Annotated in this window: 14 protein-coding genes; all 14 read right to left on the reverse strand. The window is 36.5% G+C overall.

Going from position 1 to position 17,408, the window contains the following annotated elements:
- Positions 1-2 precede the first annotated feature (2 nt).
- Positions 3-521 (reverse strand): bifunctional adenosylcobinamide kinase/adenosylcobinamide-phosphate guanylyltransferase, encoded by a 519-nt coding sequence (locus HMPREF0381_RS08370; RefSeq protein ID WP_008751529.1) that lies wholly within the window; start codon positions 519-521, stop codon positions 3-5.
- The gene (locus HMPREF0381_RS08375; RefSeq protein ID WP_008751530.1) at positions 518-1,678 is read right to left on the reverse strand and encodes a nicotinate-nucleotide--dimethylbenzimidazole phosphoribosyltransferase; all 1,161 of its coding nucleotides are present in this window, start codon (positions 1,676-1,678) and stop codon (positions 518-520) included. The genes HMPREF0381_RS08370 and HMPREF0381_RS08375 overlap by 4 nt, the downstream gene beginning before the upstream one ends.
- On the reverse strand, positions 1,671-3,035 hold the full coding sequence (locus HMPREF0381_RS08380; RefSeq protein WP_008751531.1) for a cobyrinate a,c-diamide synthase: 1,365 nt from the start codon (positions 3,033-3,035) through the stop codon (positions 1,671-1,673). The genes HMPREF0381_RS08375 and HMPREF0381_RS08380 overlap by 8 nt, the downstream gene beginning before the upstream one ends.
- 128 nt (positions 3,036-3,163) lie before the next feature.
- Entirely contained in the window at positions 3,164-3,475 is a 312-nt protein-coding gene (locus tag HMPREF0381_RS08385; protein WP_008751532.1) for an energy-coupling factor ABC transporter substrate-binding protein, read from the reverse strand.
- The gene (locus tag HMPREF0381_RS08390) at positions 3,475-4,227 is read right to left on the reverse strand and encodes an energy-coupling factor ABC transporter permease (RefSeq protein ID WP_008751533.1); all 753 of its coding nucleotides are present in this window, start codon (positions 4,225-4,227) and stop codon (positions 3,475-3,477) included. Before HMPREF0381_RS08390 ends, HMPREF0381_RS08385 begins: the two co-directional genes overlap by 1 nt.
- A 24-nt stretch (positions 4,228-4,251) precedes the next feature.
- Positions 4,252-5,097 carry an energy-coupling factor ABC transporter ATP-binding protein gene (locus HMPREF0381_RS08395; RefSeq protein ID WP_008751534.1) on the reverse strand — a complete coding sequence of 282 codons (846 nt, stop codon included), beginning with the start codon at positions 5,095-5,097 and terminating at the stop codon, positions 4,252-4,254.
- A 24-nt stretch (positions 5,098-5,121) separates the two neighbouring features.
- On the reverse strand, positions 5,122-5,934 hold the full coding sequence (cbiQ, locus tag HMPREF0381_RS08400) for a cobalt ECF transporter T component CbiQ (protein WP_008751535.1): 813 nt from the start codon (positions 5,932-5,934) through the stop codon (positions 5,122-5,124).
- Between the two features lie 425 nt (positions 5,935-6,359).
- Complete coding sequence (gene malQ / locus HMPREF0381_RS08405; RefSeq protein ID WP_008751536.1) at positions 6,360-7,826, reverse strand: 4-alpha-glucanotransferase; 1,467 nt, start codon at positions 7,824-7,826, stop codon at positions 6,360-6,362.
- Positions 7,827-7,836: 10 nt separating this feature from the next.
- Positions 7,837-10,095 carry a glycogen/starch/alpha-glucan phosphorylase gene (locus HMPREF0381_RS08410; protein ID WP_008751537.1) on the reverse strand — a complete coding sequence of 753 codons (2,259 nt, stop codon included), beginning with the start codon at positions 10,093-10,095 and terminating at the stop codon, positions 7,837-7,839.
- Positions 10,096-10,117: 22 nt separating this feature from the next.
- Positions 10,118-11,872: a glycoside hydrolase family 13 protein gene (locus tag HMPREF0381_RS08415; RefSeq protein WP_008751538.1), complete on the reverse strand. Its 1,755-nt coding sequence runs from the start codon at positions 11,870-11,872 to the stop codon at positions 10,118-10,120.
- Positions 11,873-11,887: 15 nt separating this feature from the next.
- The gene (gene pulA, locus HMPREF0381_RS08420) at positions 11,888-13,816 is read right to left on the reverse strand and encodes a type I pullulanase (RefSeq protein WP_008751539.1); all 1,929 of its coding nucleotides are present in this window, start codon (positions 13,814-13,816) and stop codon (positions 11,888-11,890) included.
- Between the two features lie 2 nt (positions 13,817-13,818).
- Positions 13,819-14,688, reverse strand: a complete 870-nt coding sequence (locus HMPREF0381_RS08425) for a sugar ABC transporter permease (RefSeq protein ID WP_008751540.1) — start codon at positions 14,686-14,688, stop codon at positions 13,819-13,821.
- Positions 14,689-14,690: 2 nt separating this feature from the next.
- Positions 14,691-16,070, reverse strand: a complete 1,380-nt coding sequence (locus HMPREF0381_RS08430) for a carbohydrate ABC transporter permease (protein WP_008751541.1) — start codon at positions 16,068-16,070, stop codon at positions 14,691-14,693.
- 11 nt (positions 16,071-16,081) lie between these two features.
- On the reverse strand, positions 16,082-17,320 hold the full coding sequence (locus tag HMPREF0381_RS08435; RefSeq protein ID WP_008751542.1) for an extracellular solute-binding protein: 1,239 nt from the start codon (positions 17,318-17,320) through the stop codon (positions 16,082-16,084).
- Between the last annotated feature and the right edge of the window lie 88 nt (positions 17,321-17,408).

The following is a 17,408-nucleotide window of genomic DNA, read 5'->3' on the forward strand; positions in this document are numbered from 1 at the left end:
CTTTACTTTCTGTTATAGGGTAGCCCATAAATCACTTCAACTACTCTATCTGCATTATCTGTTATTTTCTGATGTAAAGAAAAAAGGCAATCTATAAAGATATCCAACTCTTTACTTTGATTTCTCTTTGTAGAAAAAATATCGTTTCCTACAATAAAAAGAGAATTACATTTCTTTTCAAGTTCAATTATATCAGAAAAAATCTCTCCTGTAATCTCTATAGGAGCATATTTCAGTCCGTTTTTATCAAAAATATTGTTGGAAAGTAGATTTGTCAAATCTTCAAGCAAAATATTGTCATCACTATTTATATTTATATTACTTATATATCTCGGTTCTTCAACAGTGATAAAATTTTTAGATGCTCTTTGTAACAAATGTTTTTGTATTCTTTTTTTTGCAAAATCCCCATCATTTTCCATAGTAGCAAGATAGATTTTTCTTTCAAAACTTTTTGAAATCAGTTCTTCCGCATACTCCGATTTGCCACTTGCCACACCTCCGTAAATATATATCATCATACAAATCTCTTATATTTTTCTATTTTGATATCTGAAAAACAGGCATTTTTAGTATAAATCTCAAAGATCATATCAAGAAGTGAAAAAAGCATAGCACAGCCGCTACCCTCTCCAAGTGCCAATGAAGCATCTATAACGGGATTTAACTTCAACATGTCAAAGATAATGCTTGCTACCGGCTCACGGCTTAGATGTGAGGCAATCATATATTCCTTACAAAGCGGATTAAGAAAATATGCCAAAGCGGCAGCAACCTCAGAGATAACTCCGTCTATAACTATAGGCAATTTGTATATACATCCTCCAATGAAAACGCCTGTAATTGCAGCAATGTCAAGGCCTCCCACAGATGAGAGTAAATCAAGTATTGCCAAAACTCTTACTTTTGTATCATCTGAATTTATACTGTCTAAAAATAACTTATCTCTAAAGCCGTATTTTTCTATACCTTTATATATAACATTTATCTTTTTCTTTAATTTGGTATCATCCAACCCGGCACCGCGACCTGTTACAGTTTCTACAGGTAAATTAAGCATTGCGGCAGAAAGTGCGGAGGATGTTGTAGTGTTTCCTATCCCCATCTCACCGGTGCCGATAACTGTAACTTTATTTTCCTTCAGCTCCTTTACTGTATTGATTCCTGTAAGTATCGCTCTGATTGTAATATCAAGCGGCATTGCCTTTTCTTTTAAAAAATTATTACTGCCATGCATCAATTTATGATTAAGTACACCAAGTGAGTATATTTCTGTATCAAAGCTGTCAATTCCCATATCAAAAACCATAAGCTTAGAATTAACAGATTTACAAAGCACTGCAATACTTGAGGTTCCGATTGCCATGCTCTTAGCAACGGCTAAGGTAACATCCTTGTTTGACTGTGAGATACCCTCTTTTACTATTCCGTTGTCGGCACACATTACAGTAATACATTTATTTGAAATATCAGGGATTTCACTTTCATATATTGCTGATAATTTCTGGAAGATTTTTTCAAATTCTCCCAGACTGTCAAGCGGTTTTGCAATACTGTCCCAATGCCTTTTTGACAGCTGTATATAGCTTTTTGATGTGGGAGCAATGGTATCGGAGAACTTATAAAATTCCAGTAATAAATCTTTTTGTATTTCTGTCAAATCAGGTAATCTATACATCTCTTTCTCTTTCTAAAAATGAAACTAAATTCTGTATCAAAAATTCATATCCACGTAAATACAGATGTGGAAAGCCTGCAAAGATATTATTAGAGGCATTTATACAATCCCATTCCTTACTTTTATTGGCCTTTATGGCATGGGCATATTCCCCATTGCAGGTCGAATCATAGTAATGGAACTCATGACTGCGAATCCTTTGATTTTTTTTCATCAAAATACTCTCAGACCCGGCTTCTATTTCAATATAGCCGAATCTTACAAGTTTTTTTGTCTTAAATGCTTTGCCCTTTATCAGTTCGACACCCGGATACTTATTGCCGACACCATCCTCAAAGAAATCATGCAGATAAATAAAACCTCCACATTCCGCTATAATCGGAATATTTGTATTATAAATGCTCTTAAGCATAGATATGTTTGAAGACAACTCTTTTGCATAAAGCTCGGGATAACCGCCTGAAAGCCATAATACGGAGATATTATCAGGCAAAACTTTATCATGTATCGGACTGAACTTTACAATCTCAAAGCCGTATTCTTCTAAAACTTTTATATTTTCCTCATAGGTAAAAGAAAATGCCTCATCAAAGGCAAAGGCAAGACGATATCTATTTTGCTTTATATTTAAATCTACGTTATGGATATTCTTATCATTATAAATATCGGTGTCATGCGGCTCTTCAACATAAAAGTTTTCAAGCATAGTAAAATCCAATGTCTTTGAAAGCTTATCCGATACATTATTTACTATATCAAAAATACTTTTTTGAGGTTCATACAACCCCAGATGCCTGCTTTCAATGTAAAAATTTGTATCAAACTGTAAATATCCGATTAAAAAAAGACCCATTTCATTGACTTTTAATCTTATCATATTGATATCTGCATTTTTTCCCACTTTATTTAGTATCACAGCTTTTACACGATGTTTAAAACTTTGCAGATATATAAACAAATTGTCAAATTCATCCATATCAACAATCATAATTACATCTACAAAAAGCTCTTCAGATACACTACAGGCACTGCATCGCTTTCCCTCTCCGTATATACCGTCAAAAAGCCCCATTGCTCCCTCTATTATAGCAATATCATTTTTAAAGTTTCTAAAAAAAAGCCTTTTCAGTTCACCGGGTTTAAACGCAGGCTCCAAAAAGTACGGATCCAGATTTGTAGAGGGTGAACCTGCAATTTTTTCATGATACATTGTATCTATATAGTCAGGACCTGTTTTATAGATGGAAATTGATTTTCCCATTCTTTTAAATATATTTATAAGCCCAAGAGTAATAAGTGTCTTACCGCTACCTGATTTCATTGCGGACACCATAAAGGCCTGTTTTTTAGAGTTCATTATAATAATGCTCCTTTTATATATCTGTCCGTAGAACAATTTTTAGCTCAAACGGAATGCCGTTTTCTCTGACTGCTTTTCTCAAAAAAGGATTCCAAGCTCAAATAACTTAAAATCCTTTTGTAAGTTTATTTTTTCTCTTCCTGTTTTTTTCTTTCTACAAACCTTCCCATATAGAATGCAAAGATACCGACTCCTATACCGGTCTGTACGCAGAAAAGTAAGCTCTCAACCTCGCCCGGAAGTTCCTTACCTATTATAGTTTCTATAACTGGAGTAAACCAAGGCTCGTACTCTTTACCCTGAATTTCAGAAACAACCTGACTTCCGGCATCATCTGAACCTCCGAACTCCGCATTCTTCAGAGTTAAAAGAGGAACAAGTGCCAATAATACTACTATTATAAGTGAAACTATTACAATTTTTTTATTCTTTGACATCAGTTTGCACCTCCATCTAAAAATCCTATTTCTTTAAGCTCAGATTGTGCATATGTTCTGAGACCGATAATAATAACAACAGTCAAAAGACCTTCTATTATAGCAAGCGGTACCTGTGTAGGTGCAAATACAAGTAAAAACTTTCCGGCAGAAGCCATAATGCCGCCTTGCTTCATAGGATAAGCAAGTGCAAGTTGGAATGAAGTAACAACATAAGTAAGCAAATCACCAAGAAATGCCGCCAGGAATATTGAAATATTATCACTTACCTTAGCCTTTTTACAAATCTTATAAACAACATATGAAACGAAAGGTCCTGCTATAGCCATAGAAAAAGTATTTGCCCCAAGTGTTGTAATTCCGCCATGTGCCAAAAGAATTGCCTGGAATATAAGTACTATAATACCAAGTATACTTACCGCACTTGGTCCGAAAAGAATAGCTGCAAGTCCTGTACCTGTCATATGTGAACAGGAACCTGTAACTGACGGAATCTTAAGTGAAGACAGGACAAAGACAAATGCACCTGACATAGCTATAAGTGTAATTGACCTTCTGTCCTTACTTACAGTCTTTTTGACAGACAGGTATCCTGCTATCAGGAAAGGTAATGAAATAAGCCCCCACGCTACACAATACCCTACAGGTAAATATCCTTCCATGATATGCATGGCATTACTGTTAAAAGGCAGTGCAAAACTGAAAGTAAATAAAATTGCCAAAACAATGAAATTTTTTTCTTTTCTCTTCATTTTTCCTCCTATAAAAAATTTATATTAACTCAAGCTTTTTGCCTGAGAAACAAACATATCTCTGAACTCTTCAATATTTCTTGGCGGAACAATATCTTTTGTAACTATAGATTTTTCCACAAGAGTCTCAAAAACATCAAGAAGGATCGGCTTTTTAAGATTTGCCGTTTTTAAAACTTTCTCATTGTCCAACACATCTATCGGACTACCGTCAGCTATTATATTTCCATCACAAAATACAACAATCCTGTCAGCAAAACGATATGCAAACTCAATATCATGTGTAGATATAACCAATGTCTTGCCGTCTCCACTCATTTTATCAAGAGCCTCTTCAAATATAACAACATTTTTGGGATCAAGGGAAGCTGTAGGCTCATCAAAAATAATTATCTTTGAGTCCATAGCAATAATATCTGCAATGCTGACTCTCTTCTTCTCTCCACCGCTTAGGTAATGTGGCGGTCTGTCTATCAGATGATGAATATTCATATAATTTAGTGCATCATCAACTCTTTTTTTTACCTCTTCCCTACTCAGACCAAGATTCATAGGACCGAAGCTGACCTCCGCTCTTACACTTGAAGCTATTATCTGATTGTCGGCATCCTGAAAAACTATACCTACATTTTTTCTAAGTTCTTTGATACCGGATTTATCTATAAGTCTATCCTTATAGTAAACAGCTCCTCTTTCAGGCTTCAGCACTCCATTGATATTTAAAAAAAATGTTGATTTTCCCGAGCCGTTTGCACCGAGAATGACCAAACGCTCTTTTTCATGTATATCAAGAGATACTCCTTTTAGAGCTTTTTTATCACTATCATAAGAATAATGAATATTCTCAGCTTTTAATATAACATCATCCATATAAACGATCTCCTTATGTTAAAACTATATTGCAAATGGAAACTTAAGTTTTAAACTGACAATCCATATAAAAAACATAAGTAAAACAAATAAAACAGCTGACAGTATATTTCTAATATATAGTCTCTTTTCATCCTGCAAAAAATTCAAATCTCCATCAAAACATCTTGCTTCCATAGCTGTATAGTATGCATTGGCTTTTTTTAGCGATACTATAAGTATATTACTTGCAATATTTCCAAAACTCATCATAGAAGTTTTAAAATTGCGATAACCAAGCCTTGATATGGCTGAATTTTGCATATTCATATAGCTTTCTATAAGTATAAATATAAATCTGTATATAAGATTCATAAGCTCCACCAAAAGCTTCGGCAAATGCATATTTCGAAGGGCATTTATTATCTCATACGGCATAGTAGAAAGTATAAGGCTTTGCATAATACTTACACAGGCAAATACCTTGATTACCAGTTTCATAGTCACTATAATCTGAAATTGGGAAGTATAGATATATATGCTTCCAAGCCTTATACTGAATTCTCCGCTTTCATGAAAAGAAAGTCCTAAAGCAATACCTATACATGCTAAAACAATAAAGCTGAACGGTGCTATAAACATTGAAAGATACTCTTTTACATCCATTCCACCTAAAACAACACTTACAAAAAGCATAGTAAAAAATACATATATTGAAACATATATATTATTTAATGTAATTGTCAAAATAAGTGAAACCAGTGCAGATATTAACTTAAACTCCGGATTTACACTTTTTAACTTTGAATGAAAAGCATATAAATCTATGGAATAATATCCACCATGCTGATGTGCCATGAAACCTCCTATAAAAAAACTGTACACAATGAGCAGTATATTAAAATACCCTTAGATCTCATTGTATACAGTCTATTTACACACAAAATCAAGACACCGCAAAAGACGGTATCTGAAATTGATTTATAAAATTAAACGGATATTTTTGAGATCGAAAAATTCCATATATAAGAGTACATAGATGTATCCTGACTTAAATTCTGATAAAGCTATCAGAAGACCCGGCCTTCCCATTGTTAAACAGTGGCATATAGGGTCTATTATTATTACAGTAGCGTCCCTGTGTGGGATTCTCACCCAACTTCCTATGCAAAAACATAAAATCTATGTACAATGATGCTAAGGATAGCACAATATATCCTTAAAATCAAGTATAATAAGGTTTCCCAAGAAACCGTTCCAAAAAAAGTTTTTACACTTTTTAATTATCTGTTAATTATTAATTTTTTATACCTTGCCAGTTCTTCCACGGCCTTTTTAAAATCTGTCATATGCCATTCCCAGTTCGGGCTGCCCACAGTTCCCGGGGTATTTATATGACCCTCTTTGCCAAGTCCTATAATATCTGCCAAAGGTATGATAGCATACTCCGCCTTACTGTTTAACACATAGGTCAAGAGTCTGTCCTTTATACTGCCTGATTTAATACCCTGCTTCTTTAAAAACTCTCTTACCTTTCTTTTGGCAGCTACAGTCAATCCCTTATACCACTGCATCAAGGTGTCATTGTCATGAGTTCCGGTATAGAATATAATATTTTCTATATCTTTTGAAATATCACGGGCATACTTTCCGTTCGTATCAATAGAGAATAAAAGAATCCTCATCCCCTTTAGATGGTAGTGATCCTTTAACTCCAATACCTCCGGACGCAAATTGCCAAGATCTTCAGCCACAAGATTCACATCAGGTATTTCTTTATTTAAAGTATCAATTACTTCATAGCCGGGTGCCTCAATCCACTCTCCGTCTACAGCTGTAGGACAGGAAGCCGGAATTTTCCAAAAAGTATCAAATGCCCGGAAATGATCAATACGGATAATATCAAATAATTTATTGCTGTAGCCTATTCTGTCCACCCAAAATTTATATCCGTTCTTCTTTAGATACTCCCAGTCATAGATAGGATTACCCCATCTCTGCCCTGTAGCACTGAAATAATCGGGCGGTACACCTGCAATAAATACCGGCCTTCCGTCAGTATCAAGTAAAAAATTCTCCTTTCCGCTCCACACATCCACAGAGTCAAGACCCACATAAAAAGGTACATCACCCATAATCTCAATTCCGGATTCATTGGCATATTTTTTTACATTCATCCACTGAGTAAAGAAAATATACTGAAGGAAACATTGATATCTTACCTCTTCTTCCACATCTTTTGTAAGAGGCTTTCTGTTGTTCGGCCAATCTTTATCCTCAGTTTTCCACTCATTCCAACAGGCACCTTTATTTCTAAGCTTTAAAGCACGGAATACTCCATAAGTATATACCCATTCCTGTGATATAAAATCCTTATATGCCGGCTCTTCATTACCGTTTTTTACTAAAAACTTCTCAAAAGCCTCTCTTAAGTAATTCTCCTTAAAAGCTCTTACAGCCGTATAGTCAACGCTTTTAGCATTTTCTCTGAAAGTATCAGGTTTCTTATCAAGCAATCCGGCATCATAGAGTAAATCAAGACTGATATAAAGCTCATCTCCCGCACATGAAGAATACGGCTGATAAGGTGAATTTCCGTATCCTACAGGATTTAGAGGTAAAATCTGCCAGATCTTTACACCGTTTTCCTTCATTATATCAATCCACTGATAGGAAGCCCGGCCAAGCTCCCCCACTCCGGTTGTGGACGGGAGAGCTGAAACCGGCATTAAAATTCCTGTTTTTTTCATTAATATCTCCTTATAAATGCCAGATATCCTTATTATATTCTGCGATAGTTCTGTCTGATGAGAAGAATCCCGCCTTTGCTATATTTACAAGTGCTTTCTTTGACCAAGCCGTCTCATCCTCATAGTCATTTAACATCTGTTCTTTTATCTTTATATATTCCTTCACATCAAGGAGTGCCATAAACCAGTCTTTGTTTACAATCTCCTTATAAAGTCTGCAAAGATTTAACGGGTCTCCGATACGTATAAGTTCTTTGCTGATAATAAAATCTACCAACTCTTCAACCTCAGGGTCATTGTCATAGATAGCGGCAGATGAGTATGAACCTGTTTCATATAGCTTTATTACATCTTCAGACTTTTTACCGAAGATATAGATATTGTCATCACCTACAAGTTCATGTATCTCTACATTGGCACCGTCCTCCGTTCCGAGAGTTACGGCACCGTTTAACATAAACTTCATATTTCCTGTACCTGAAGCCTCTTTTGATGCAAGTGAAATCTGCTCGGAAATATCACAAGCCGGAATAAGTTTTTCAGCCTTTGTAACATTGTAGTTCTCTACCATAACTATCTTAAGGTACGGACTTACTGCCGGATCATTGTCCACCAATTGCTGTAAGCACAGAATCAAATGAATAATATCCTTTGCTATAGTATAAGCCGGTGCAGCCTTTGCTCCAAATATCATGGTGATTGGACGCTTCGGTAAATGACCTTTTTTGATTTCTTTATATTTATAAATCGCATAGAGTGCATTCATCTGCTGTCTCTTATACTCATGCAGACGCTTTATCTGAATATCAAATACCGAGTTCTCATCAATATCAATGTTTTGTGTCTGCTTTAAATACTTCTTAAGCTCAATTTTAGCATCTTTTTTGATATCTCTAAGCTTTTGTAAAACCTTCTCATCATCCTTATAAGCCAGAAGTTTTTCAAGATTGTCGGCATCATCCATATATTCAGGTCCTATAAGCTCGTTCAGATACTCTGAAAGTTCATGATTACAATGTATGAGCCATCTGCGGAATGTAATACCGTTTGTCTTATTGTTAAATTTTTCAGGATATATATCATAGAAAGGCTTTAACTCCGAGTTTTTTAATATCTCTGTATGAAGAGCCGCAACACCGTTTACCGCATAGCCGTAGTGAATATCGATATGTGCCATATGTACACGATCCTGATTATCTATTATATATACTCTCTCATCACTAAACTCTCTTCTTACTCTTGCATCAAGCTCACGGATAATAGGCATCAACTGCGGTACCACCTTCTCAAGGTAGCTGATTGGCCACTTCTCAAGTGCCTCGGCAAGTATGGTATGATTTGTATATGCACAGGTCTTTCTTACCACATCAACAGCAGTATCCATGTTAAAGCCCTTTTGCTGTGTTAAGATACGTATAAGCTCAGGAATAACCATAGTCGGGTGAGTGTCATTAATCTGAATACATACATGCTCATGCAATTTGTATAAATCTACACCTCTTTCCTCGGCCTCTTTTAAAATAAGCTGTGCCGCATTACTTACCATAAAGTATTGCTGGTAGATTCTAAGCAACTGCCCTGCCTCATCGCTGTCATCCGGATATAAGAATAATGTTAAGTTCTTACGGATATCGTACTTATCAAAATTTATACCGTCTCTGATAATAGACTCATCTACACTGTCAATATCGAAAAGATGCAACTTGTTACATTTGCTTTGATGATATCCCGGAACATCAATATCATACATAGCGGATTTTAATGTAAAGTCCTTAAATGGAATTTCAAAGCTTACGCCGGTCCTTGTAAGCCAACTGTTATCTGTAATCCATGGATTCTTATCTTCATATTGCTTGTTGTCTATAAATTTTTGTAGGAAAAGTCCGTCATGGTAGTTAAGTCCTACACCGTCACCGTTCAGCCCAAGTGTTGCAATAGAGTCAAGAAAACATGCGGCCAGACGACCAAGTCCGCCGTTTCCAAGAGAAGGCTCAGGCTCCACATCTTCAATTGCTGTTATATCATGGCCGTTCTTTGCAAGTATTTCTCTTACTTCATCAAACATTCCAAGATTTATAAGATTGTTTGACAAAAGCTTTCCGATAAGGAACTCGGCTGATATATAATATAGCTTTCTGTTTCCTGTATTGTGTTCCATGCTCTCCATCTTCTCTTTTGTGATGTTCAAAAGTGCTGTATAAATTTCCGCATCTGAAGCAACCGCAATTTCTTTGCCGAGCTTATTCTTTAAAATTTCTTCTAATGACATACCTTTTATTCTCCTTTTTATTTTAAATCCTGCGAATTAAAGTTCCGTTAGCTCCAAGTACTTTCCCGTCAAACTTTCGTGAAAATAAAACTTCTTTTTCCAAGTTTACTTTAATCGGAACATCTGAAGCATTTATCAGAACCTCCATCCTATTTCCATCTTCATCAATCTTGATATACTCCACACATCTGTCATTTTCATAGCTATGTGGAAAATGGAAATGTGGACTTCTGCACATCTCCTCATTTCTCCTCAGCATTATAAGCTTTTTCATTGTATTAATCTTTTCTATATTTTCACTGCTGTCAATCTCACTCCATGGCATACATCTCCTACAGTCAGGATCATGTGCCCCCTCCATTGCTATCTCTGTACCGTAGTAGATACATGGACTTCCCGGAAGAGTAAAGAGGATTGCAAGCTGCTGATAGAACTTATCCAAATCATGGAAGCGATTCATAAGCCTCTCCGTATCATGTGAGTCCAGTAGATTAAATAATACATTATTGCTCTGTTGCATATACATTGTATAACAGCGATTTACCATATACTCAAACTCATTCTTTTTCATAGTCTTATCTAAGAAAAAATCATGAATTCCGCTAAGAAGAGGATAGTTCATCACTGAATCATACTCATCACCTTGTAGCCACTGTATCGCATCATGCCAAATTTCTCCAAGCAGATAGATATCCGGTTTTATAGCTTTTAAATGCGCTCTGATTTTCTTTAAAAACCTGTGTGATACTTCATTGCCTACATCAAAGCGTATACCGTCTACATCAAAATCGCTTATCCAGTCTTCACATACTTTACAAAAATATTGAATCACCTCATCATTATTGGTATTCAGCTTCGGCATTTTATCTGCAAATGCAAATGAATAGTACCTTTTATCTCTTGTATCACCTGCTTTGTTAATATCGTCCCAGTTTTCCACCATAAACCAGTCTGCATACTTTGAAGTTTTACCGTTTTTAAGCACATCCGTCCATGGCATAAACTTTCTTCCACAGTGGTTAAATACCGCATCTACCATTATACGGATGCCCTTTTTATGAGCCTCCATACAAAGTGCTTTCATAGTATCACTGTCTCCAAAGGAAGGATCAATCCTTGTATAATCAGTTGTATCATATTTGTGATTTGATTCGGCCTCCATTATCGGATTTAGATAAATTCCTGTTACTCCAAGATTTTGCAAATAGTCAAGTTTTTGGCGAATTCCTTCCAGATTGCCGCCGAATTTCTCATAATTGGTTACACTTCCATGATCTCTCCAAGGCAAAATATCATCTGCATTTTTTTCAGGGGTACCGTTACAAAATCTGTCCGGAAAAATCTGATACCATATGGTTTCATTTACCCATGCAGGAGTAATATTTACATCAGACGGATTCATCCATGGCATAATGAAACATTGCAACATTCTGCCGGTCATATGGAATTGTTCCTTTGTCAAAAATCCGTCTTCAAAATAGTACCAAATACTGTCTTCCGTATGTAATTCAAAAAAGTACTTACATCTCTTATACATTGGAAGCAGAGTTGTAGTCCACCATATCTGATGTGACAGACGCTTTTTATAGACTATCTCTTCTCTACTGCCGGTCCACTTCTCATTGCCACCTAATATTCCGGCTTCAAACGGGTCACCGTAGTGGATAAAGACCTGCTTCACATCATATCCGGTTTTTAAATTTATAATAAGTCTGTCCTTATCCAGTGGATAACTCATCTGTTCTGATGTTCTATGGTATACACCGGTAAATTCCATTATCTCTCCTTTATATTATCTTTTTCCAAGTATCAGTACACTCTGTGGCTGTACCTTTATATAATTTTCAGCACTTACATTTTTTTGCCAAAGTCTACTGTCATTTCCGTCACAAAGCACTTCCCGGTCTCCGTCCGAACACTCAACTACAAAATCTTTTTTTGAAGCGTTATAAATAACATTCACCTGACTCCACAAAGAAGTTTCATCATTATTTATAGTAAATCCGACCACCTGTTTTTGCTTCCACATATTAGTGATATGCTTATAGCTTCCGGCAGACTTATCACACAGCCCCTTAAGTTGTTTTCTTAGTGCAATAAGACCCTTATAGTAATCAACCAACTCTTTATTTTCCCATGCAAGTTCCCAGTCAAGTCTATTTATTGAAATAGGCATATTGTAGGTATTGTCAAGCCCACCCTTTGTTCTTCCGAACTCCTCACCGGATAAGAAAAACAAAGTACCTTGACAAGTTATATAAATTGCCGCTGCCATTTTATTCAGTCGCATAACTTCATCTTTTGCAACCGTTTTGCTTAATTTATCCCAAAGTGTATAATTGTCATGTGCCGAAATATATGTGACTATCTGTGAAGGTGACTTTACATCATTAAACCCTTTATTATAATATGGATTACACCATGCACCTACACTTGCCAGTATCTCATCCTCTTTGTTCTTACCGCCGTTTATAAACCCGACTTCTTTCAAACGAAGTGAAGAGCCTTTTATTACATCACGTGTATTGTCACAAAAAACCCCGATATTTTCATCTAAAAGAGCTATACCGGCTTTATCGGCAAGTTTCTTTCCATACTCTATAGCGGTATCGGTAGCCGACCATGGTTCGCCATAAATAATTTTCTCACCCTTACCATATCTTATATCAAGCTCTTTTCGGATTTTATTCATCAAATCCACATCAATCAATCCCATCAGATCAAAACGAAAGCCGTCAATATGATACTCATCGGCCCAGTACAGTACCGACTCTAAAATATATTTTGAACACATAGCTCTTTCACTTGCTATATCATTGCCGCAGGCGGAACCGTCAGAGACGGTTCCGTCATCAAATACTCTGTAGAAATACCATGGCAGTGTTCTCTGAAACCATGAATCAAGAGAATAAGTATGATTGTAAACCACATCCATAATCACACCGAAGCCGGCTCCATGTATAGCCTGTATCATCTCCTTCATCTCAGTGATGCGAACCTCGCCATGAAAGGCATCTGTAGCATATGAACCTTCAGGTACATTGTAGTTTAGAGGATCATATCCCCAGTTAAACTCACTGTCATCAGTTTCATCTACAGAACCATAGTCATACATAGGCATGATTTGAATATGTGTCACACCAAGCTCTTTTAGATAATCAAGTCCTGTAGGATGAATACCGTCATTATTTAAAGTTGTATGTTTACAGGTAAAAGCCTTATACTTTCCACGATACTCTAAAGGAAATCCGCCTGACTTGTCATAGGAAAATTCTTTCACATGAAGCTCGTATACAATCCTTTCAGTACCTTTTTTGGGCGATTTATCCTTTTCCCAATCTGAAGGGTCGGTTCTTTTAAGATTAACTGCCATACTTTTCAGACCGTTTACCCCACAGGCTTTTGCATAAGGGTCGGCAGTCAGAACCTCTTTCCCGTCTCTTGTGATCAAATAGTCATAGTAAACTCCATGAAGCTCTTTATCAATATCAAAGCTCCAGACTCCCTTATCCTCTTTTTTCATAGGGATTTGTTTATAAGGTTTATTTGCATCACCTGTTTTATAAAGATTTAGGCAGATACTGTCGGCATTCGGTGACCACAGTCGAAAGGTCGTTTTCCTTTCATTACAACTTACACCAAGGTCATTTCCTTCATAAATAAAATTCTCAAGGAACTCTTTTGATGAATAATAATCTTTAAGTTTTATTATATTTTCCATTACTACCCCTTAACTGCACCTGACACACCGTCTACATAGTATTTTTGCATAAACAGGAATAAAAGTGCAATAGGAATAGAAATAAGTACCGCTCCCGCCGCAAAACTTGTGTACCAACTGTCAATATATTCTTTTTCAAGCATCTTCCACAGTCCGATAGCTATAGTGTACTGATCCGAGTTGGCTCTGCAAATAACTTTCGCAAAGATAAAGTCAAGCCATGGAGCCATAAATGATGTAAGAACCGTATATACAATAATAGGCTTACTAAGCGGCAATGTAATCCTGCTGAAAATCTGCCATCTGGTACATCCGTCCAAAAGTGCCGCCTCATCTATTGCCACAGGAATAGTATCAAAAAATCCCTTAGCTATCTGAAAGCCGAGTCCTGCACCGCCTGAATAACAAAGTATCAAAGCAAGTTTTATCAGACCGCCTTCAGTAAGTCCCACAGCCTTTAAAATAAAGTATACTGCAATCATTGACATAAATCCCGGGAACAGACCGAGTACCATTGCCATATTCATATACGGCTTTCTAAGTTTAAACTTTATTCTGGACAGACAGTATGAAACTGCAAGCACATAAAATGATGACAGGATACATGAGCATATCGCAATGAATAAAGTGTTCATAAACATCTGCGGAAAGTTCAAAATAGTTGTATCATTAAATAATTTTTCATAGTTACTAAATGTGAATGCCTTTGGTAAGAAGGTTGATACATAAGATCCCTTTTCAGCTCTGAAACTTGTCAGAATTACCCAAAATATCGGAAAAAGCCAAATGACAGCTAATACTGCAAGAATGATATGTACAACAGTATTGTTTATCATTTTCTTCTTTTTTGCAGACTGAAATTGTTTTGCCATGATTAGAATCCTCCCTCTTCCTTATATGATTTACTGTTTCTATAGGTAAACAGTGCGCCGATTGCCAAAATGATAAAAGTCATAATTCCGATAACGGCACCTATATTGTAATACTGCTTATCAATTGTCAATTTATAAAGCCATGTAACCAAAAGGTCTGTCTTACCTGCTGTTGAAGAGAGGTCAGTTACAGGGTCTCCTCCTGACAAAAGATAGATAACATTAAAATTATTTATATTACCTGTAAATGTAACAATCAAGTACGGTGTTGTAACATAGAGCATATATGGCAATGTAATCTTTGTAAAGGTCTGTATTGCATTTGCTCCGTCAACCCTTGCAGCCTCATACAGATCTTCAGGGATATTCTGCAATACACCTGTAAGCTGAAGCAAAGTATAAGGTACTCCGACCCAGATATTTATGATAATAACCGTCACTCTTGCCCATGTCGGATTTGTAAAGAAAGGAAGACTTGCATCACCTGCAATAAGTCCGAGGTTTCTAAGAAGTACATTTACGGCACCCTCCGGCTGTAACATTGTACGCATTATAAGAAGTGATACGAACATAGGAACTGCACATGAAAGTACAAAACAAAATCTCCAAAATCCCTTTGCCCTTGTTCCCTTTCTGTTTATAAGCAGTGATAAAATCATTCCGAATATATAGTTACTGAATGTTGCAAAGAATGCCCAGACAACAGTCCATACAAGTACTGACCAGAATGTACTTCCAAGTATACTTCCCGAATCAAATAATGTCTTGAAATTTTCAAGTCCGACCCAGTCAAACAGCATCAAATGATTATCTATACGGCTGTAGTTGGTAAATGCCATACAGATCATAAAAACAAGTGGAAGTATGGTAAATACAAATACAAATGCTGTAGGCGGTGTCATAAACAGGCGATACAGATTTTCATGTAAAAGTGATTTCAAATCTTCTAAAAAGGTATTTACATGTTTACCCTCTTTGCGAAGACATTCCGCCTTATATGCACTCTTTAATGTACCTCTCCAAATGAATATCATAAGAACGGTAAGTAAGATTGCAGTTACGCCGTAAAGCAACATAAGAATTGACTGATCACCTTTTGTATAAGTGTAGATCTGCTTTGCTTCATCCCACACTTCCTGCTGCTCTGCACTTCCAAGTGTACCGAGACCTGCTATAAAGCCTGTTCCCTGCACTATCATATAGACAAGATACACAATCTCTATGAAAAGATATATAAGTCCTTTAATAACCTGTCCGTTGACGATATTTCCGAATCCCATCAGGATCATTGAAAGTTTTGTTGATAATCCGCCTTCTTTTATTGCATTGTTGCAAGTATATGGCGTTGGAAATTCATTAATTCTTTTTTTAAATAAACCCATTTATCTACCTCTTAATTGATTCCGTTACTGTTCATTGCCGCATTCATTGCTTCTGTCTGTTCCTTGGCATTATCATGTGTTACGCTCTTATTTCTGATTCCTTTACCCATATTTTCAACCGGAGTCCAGCAGTTGGTCATAGCCGCCACAAAAGGTTGAAGAATTGAAGTGTTGTTAAAAGTATTATTCTGTGCCACAACAAGTGCATCGGCTGAAATCTTCGGATCCTTTAAAAGCTCGGTATTACATGGTATAACATTTCTCATCTCATAGTGTGCTTTTTGTGCCTCCATACTTCCAAGATATACCGCAAGTGCAACTGCCTGTTCCATATGTTCACTGTGTGAATTTACACCGATTGCCTTTGAACCTGCATAAGCAAGCATCTGCTTTTTGGTTCCGTTAACAGTAAAAGTAGGAAGTGAAGTAACACCCATCTTATCTCCAAGTGTTTCCTTAATAGCATTCGCATCCCATGAACCTGTAAACATTGCACTTACACTGCCGTCACGAAGACCTGCAAGTGCTGAACCGTCCGCATCAATTTTAAAATTCGGGTTGGCCGCCAAATCAATTACATAGTTGGTAGCATCTACCGCCTTTTCACCGCCGAAGTCAACCCCCTTTGACTCATCATTTTTATTTCCAAACAACGTACATCCGTTTCCCAGATAAAATGCCGGAAGATACCATGAATTGACTAATGGGAAAGATACTGTACCTTTTTTCAGCATTGTATCAAGATTTTTTACATCATCATCAGAAAATACAGACTTATTATAGAACATATACCATGTATTTGTTGTAAACGGTACACCGTAAATATCATTATTTACTCTCAGTGAATCCAAAAGCTCCTTTGAGTTAGTTGATTCAATAGCGTCTTTATACTTGCCGCCAAACCTTGCAATTGCCTTTGCATCTATAAGATTGGTTATACGGTCATTTGCATACATAAACACGTCGGCACTTGCATCAGGATCCTGTGATACCTGATCCGCCGCAGTTGCCTCATCTGCAACACCGTAGACAAAGGTTATATCCCATTCAGGATGTTGATTTGCAAAACTTTTGCACATTGTCTGAAGCCACTCACCATTGTCTTTTGACTGATCTTCCGACGGTGACCAAACCATTAGCCTGACCTTTTCAACTCCGTTAGCACTCTTACTGCCGCCGCATCCTGTAAGCCCCGCTACCAGAGTCAAAGTCATGATTCCTGTTAGAAATCTTGCAAGACCTCTTCTCATAATCTTACTACCTCCAGATTAAATTTTCGTATTGTTTCGTTAATGTAAATATATATCTTTTTTAATTCTTAGTCAATCAATTTTCATG

Source organism: Lachnoanaerobaculum saburreum DSM 3986, assembly GCF_000185385.1.
Lineage (GTDB): Bacteria > Bacillota > Clostridia > Lachnospirales > Lachnospiraceae > Lachnoanaerobaculum > Lachnoanaerobaculum saburreum.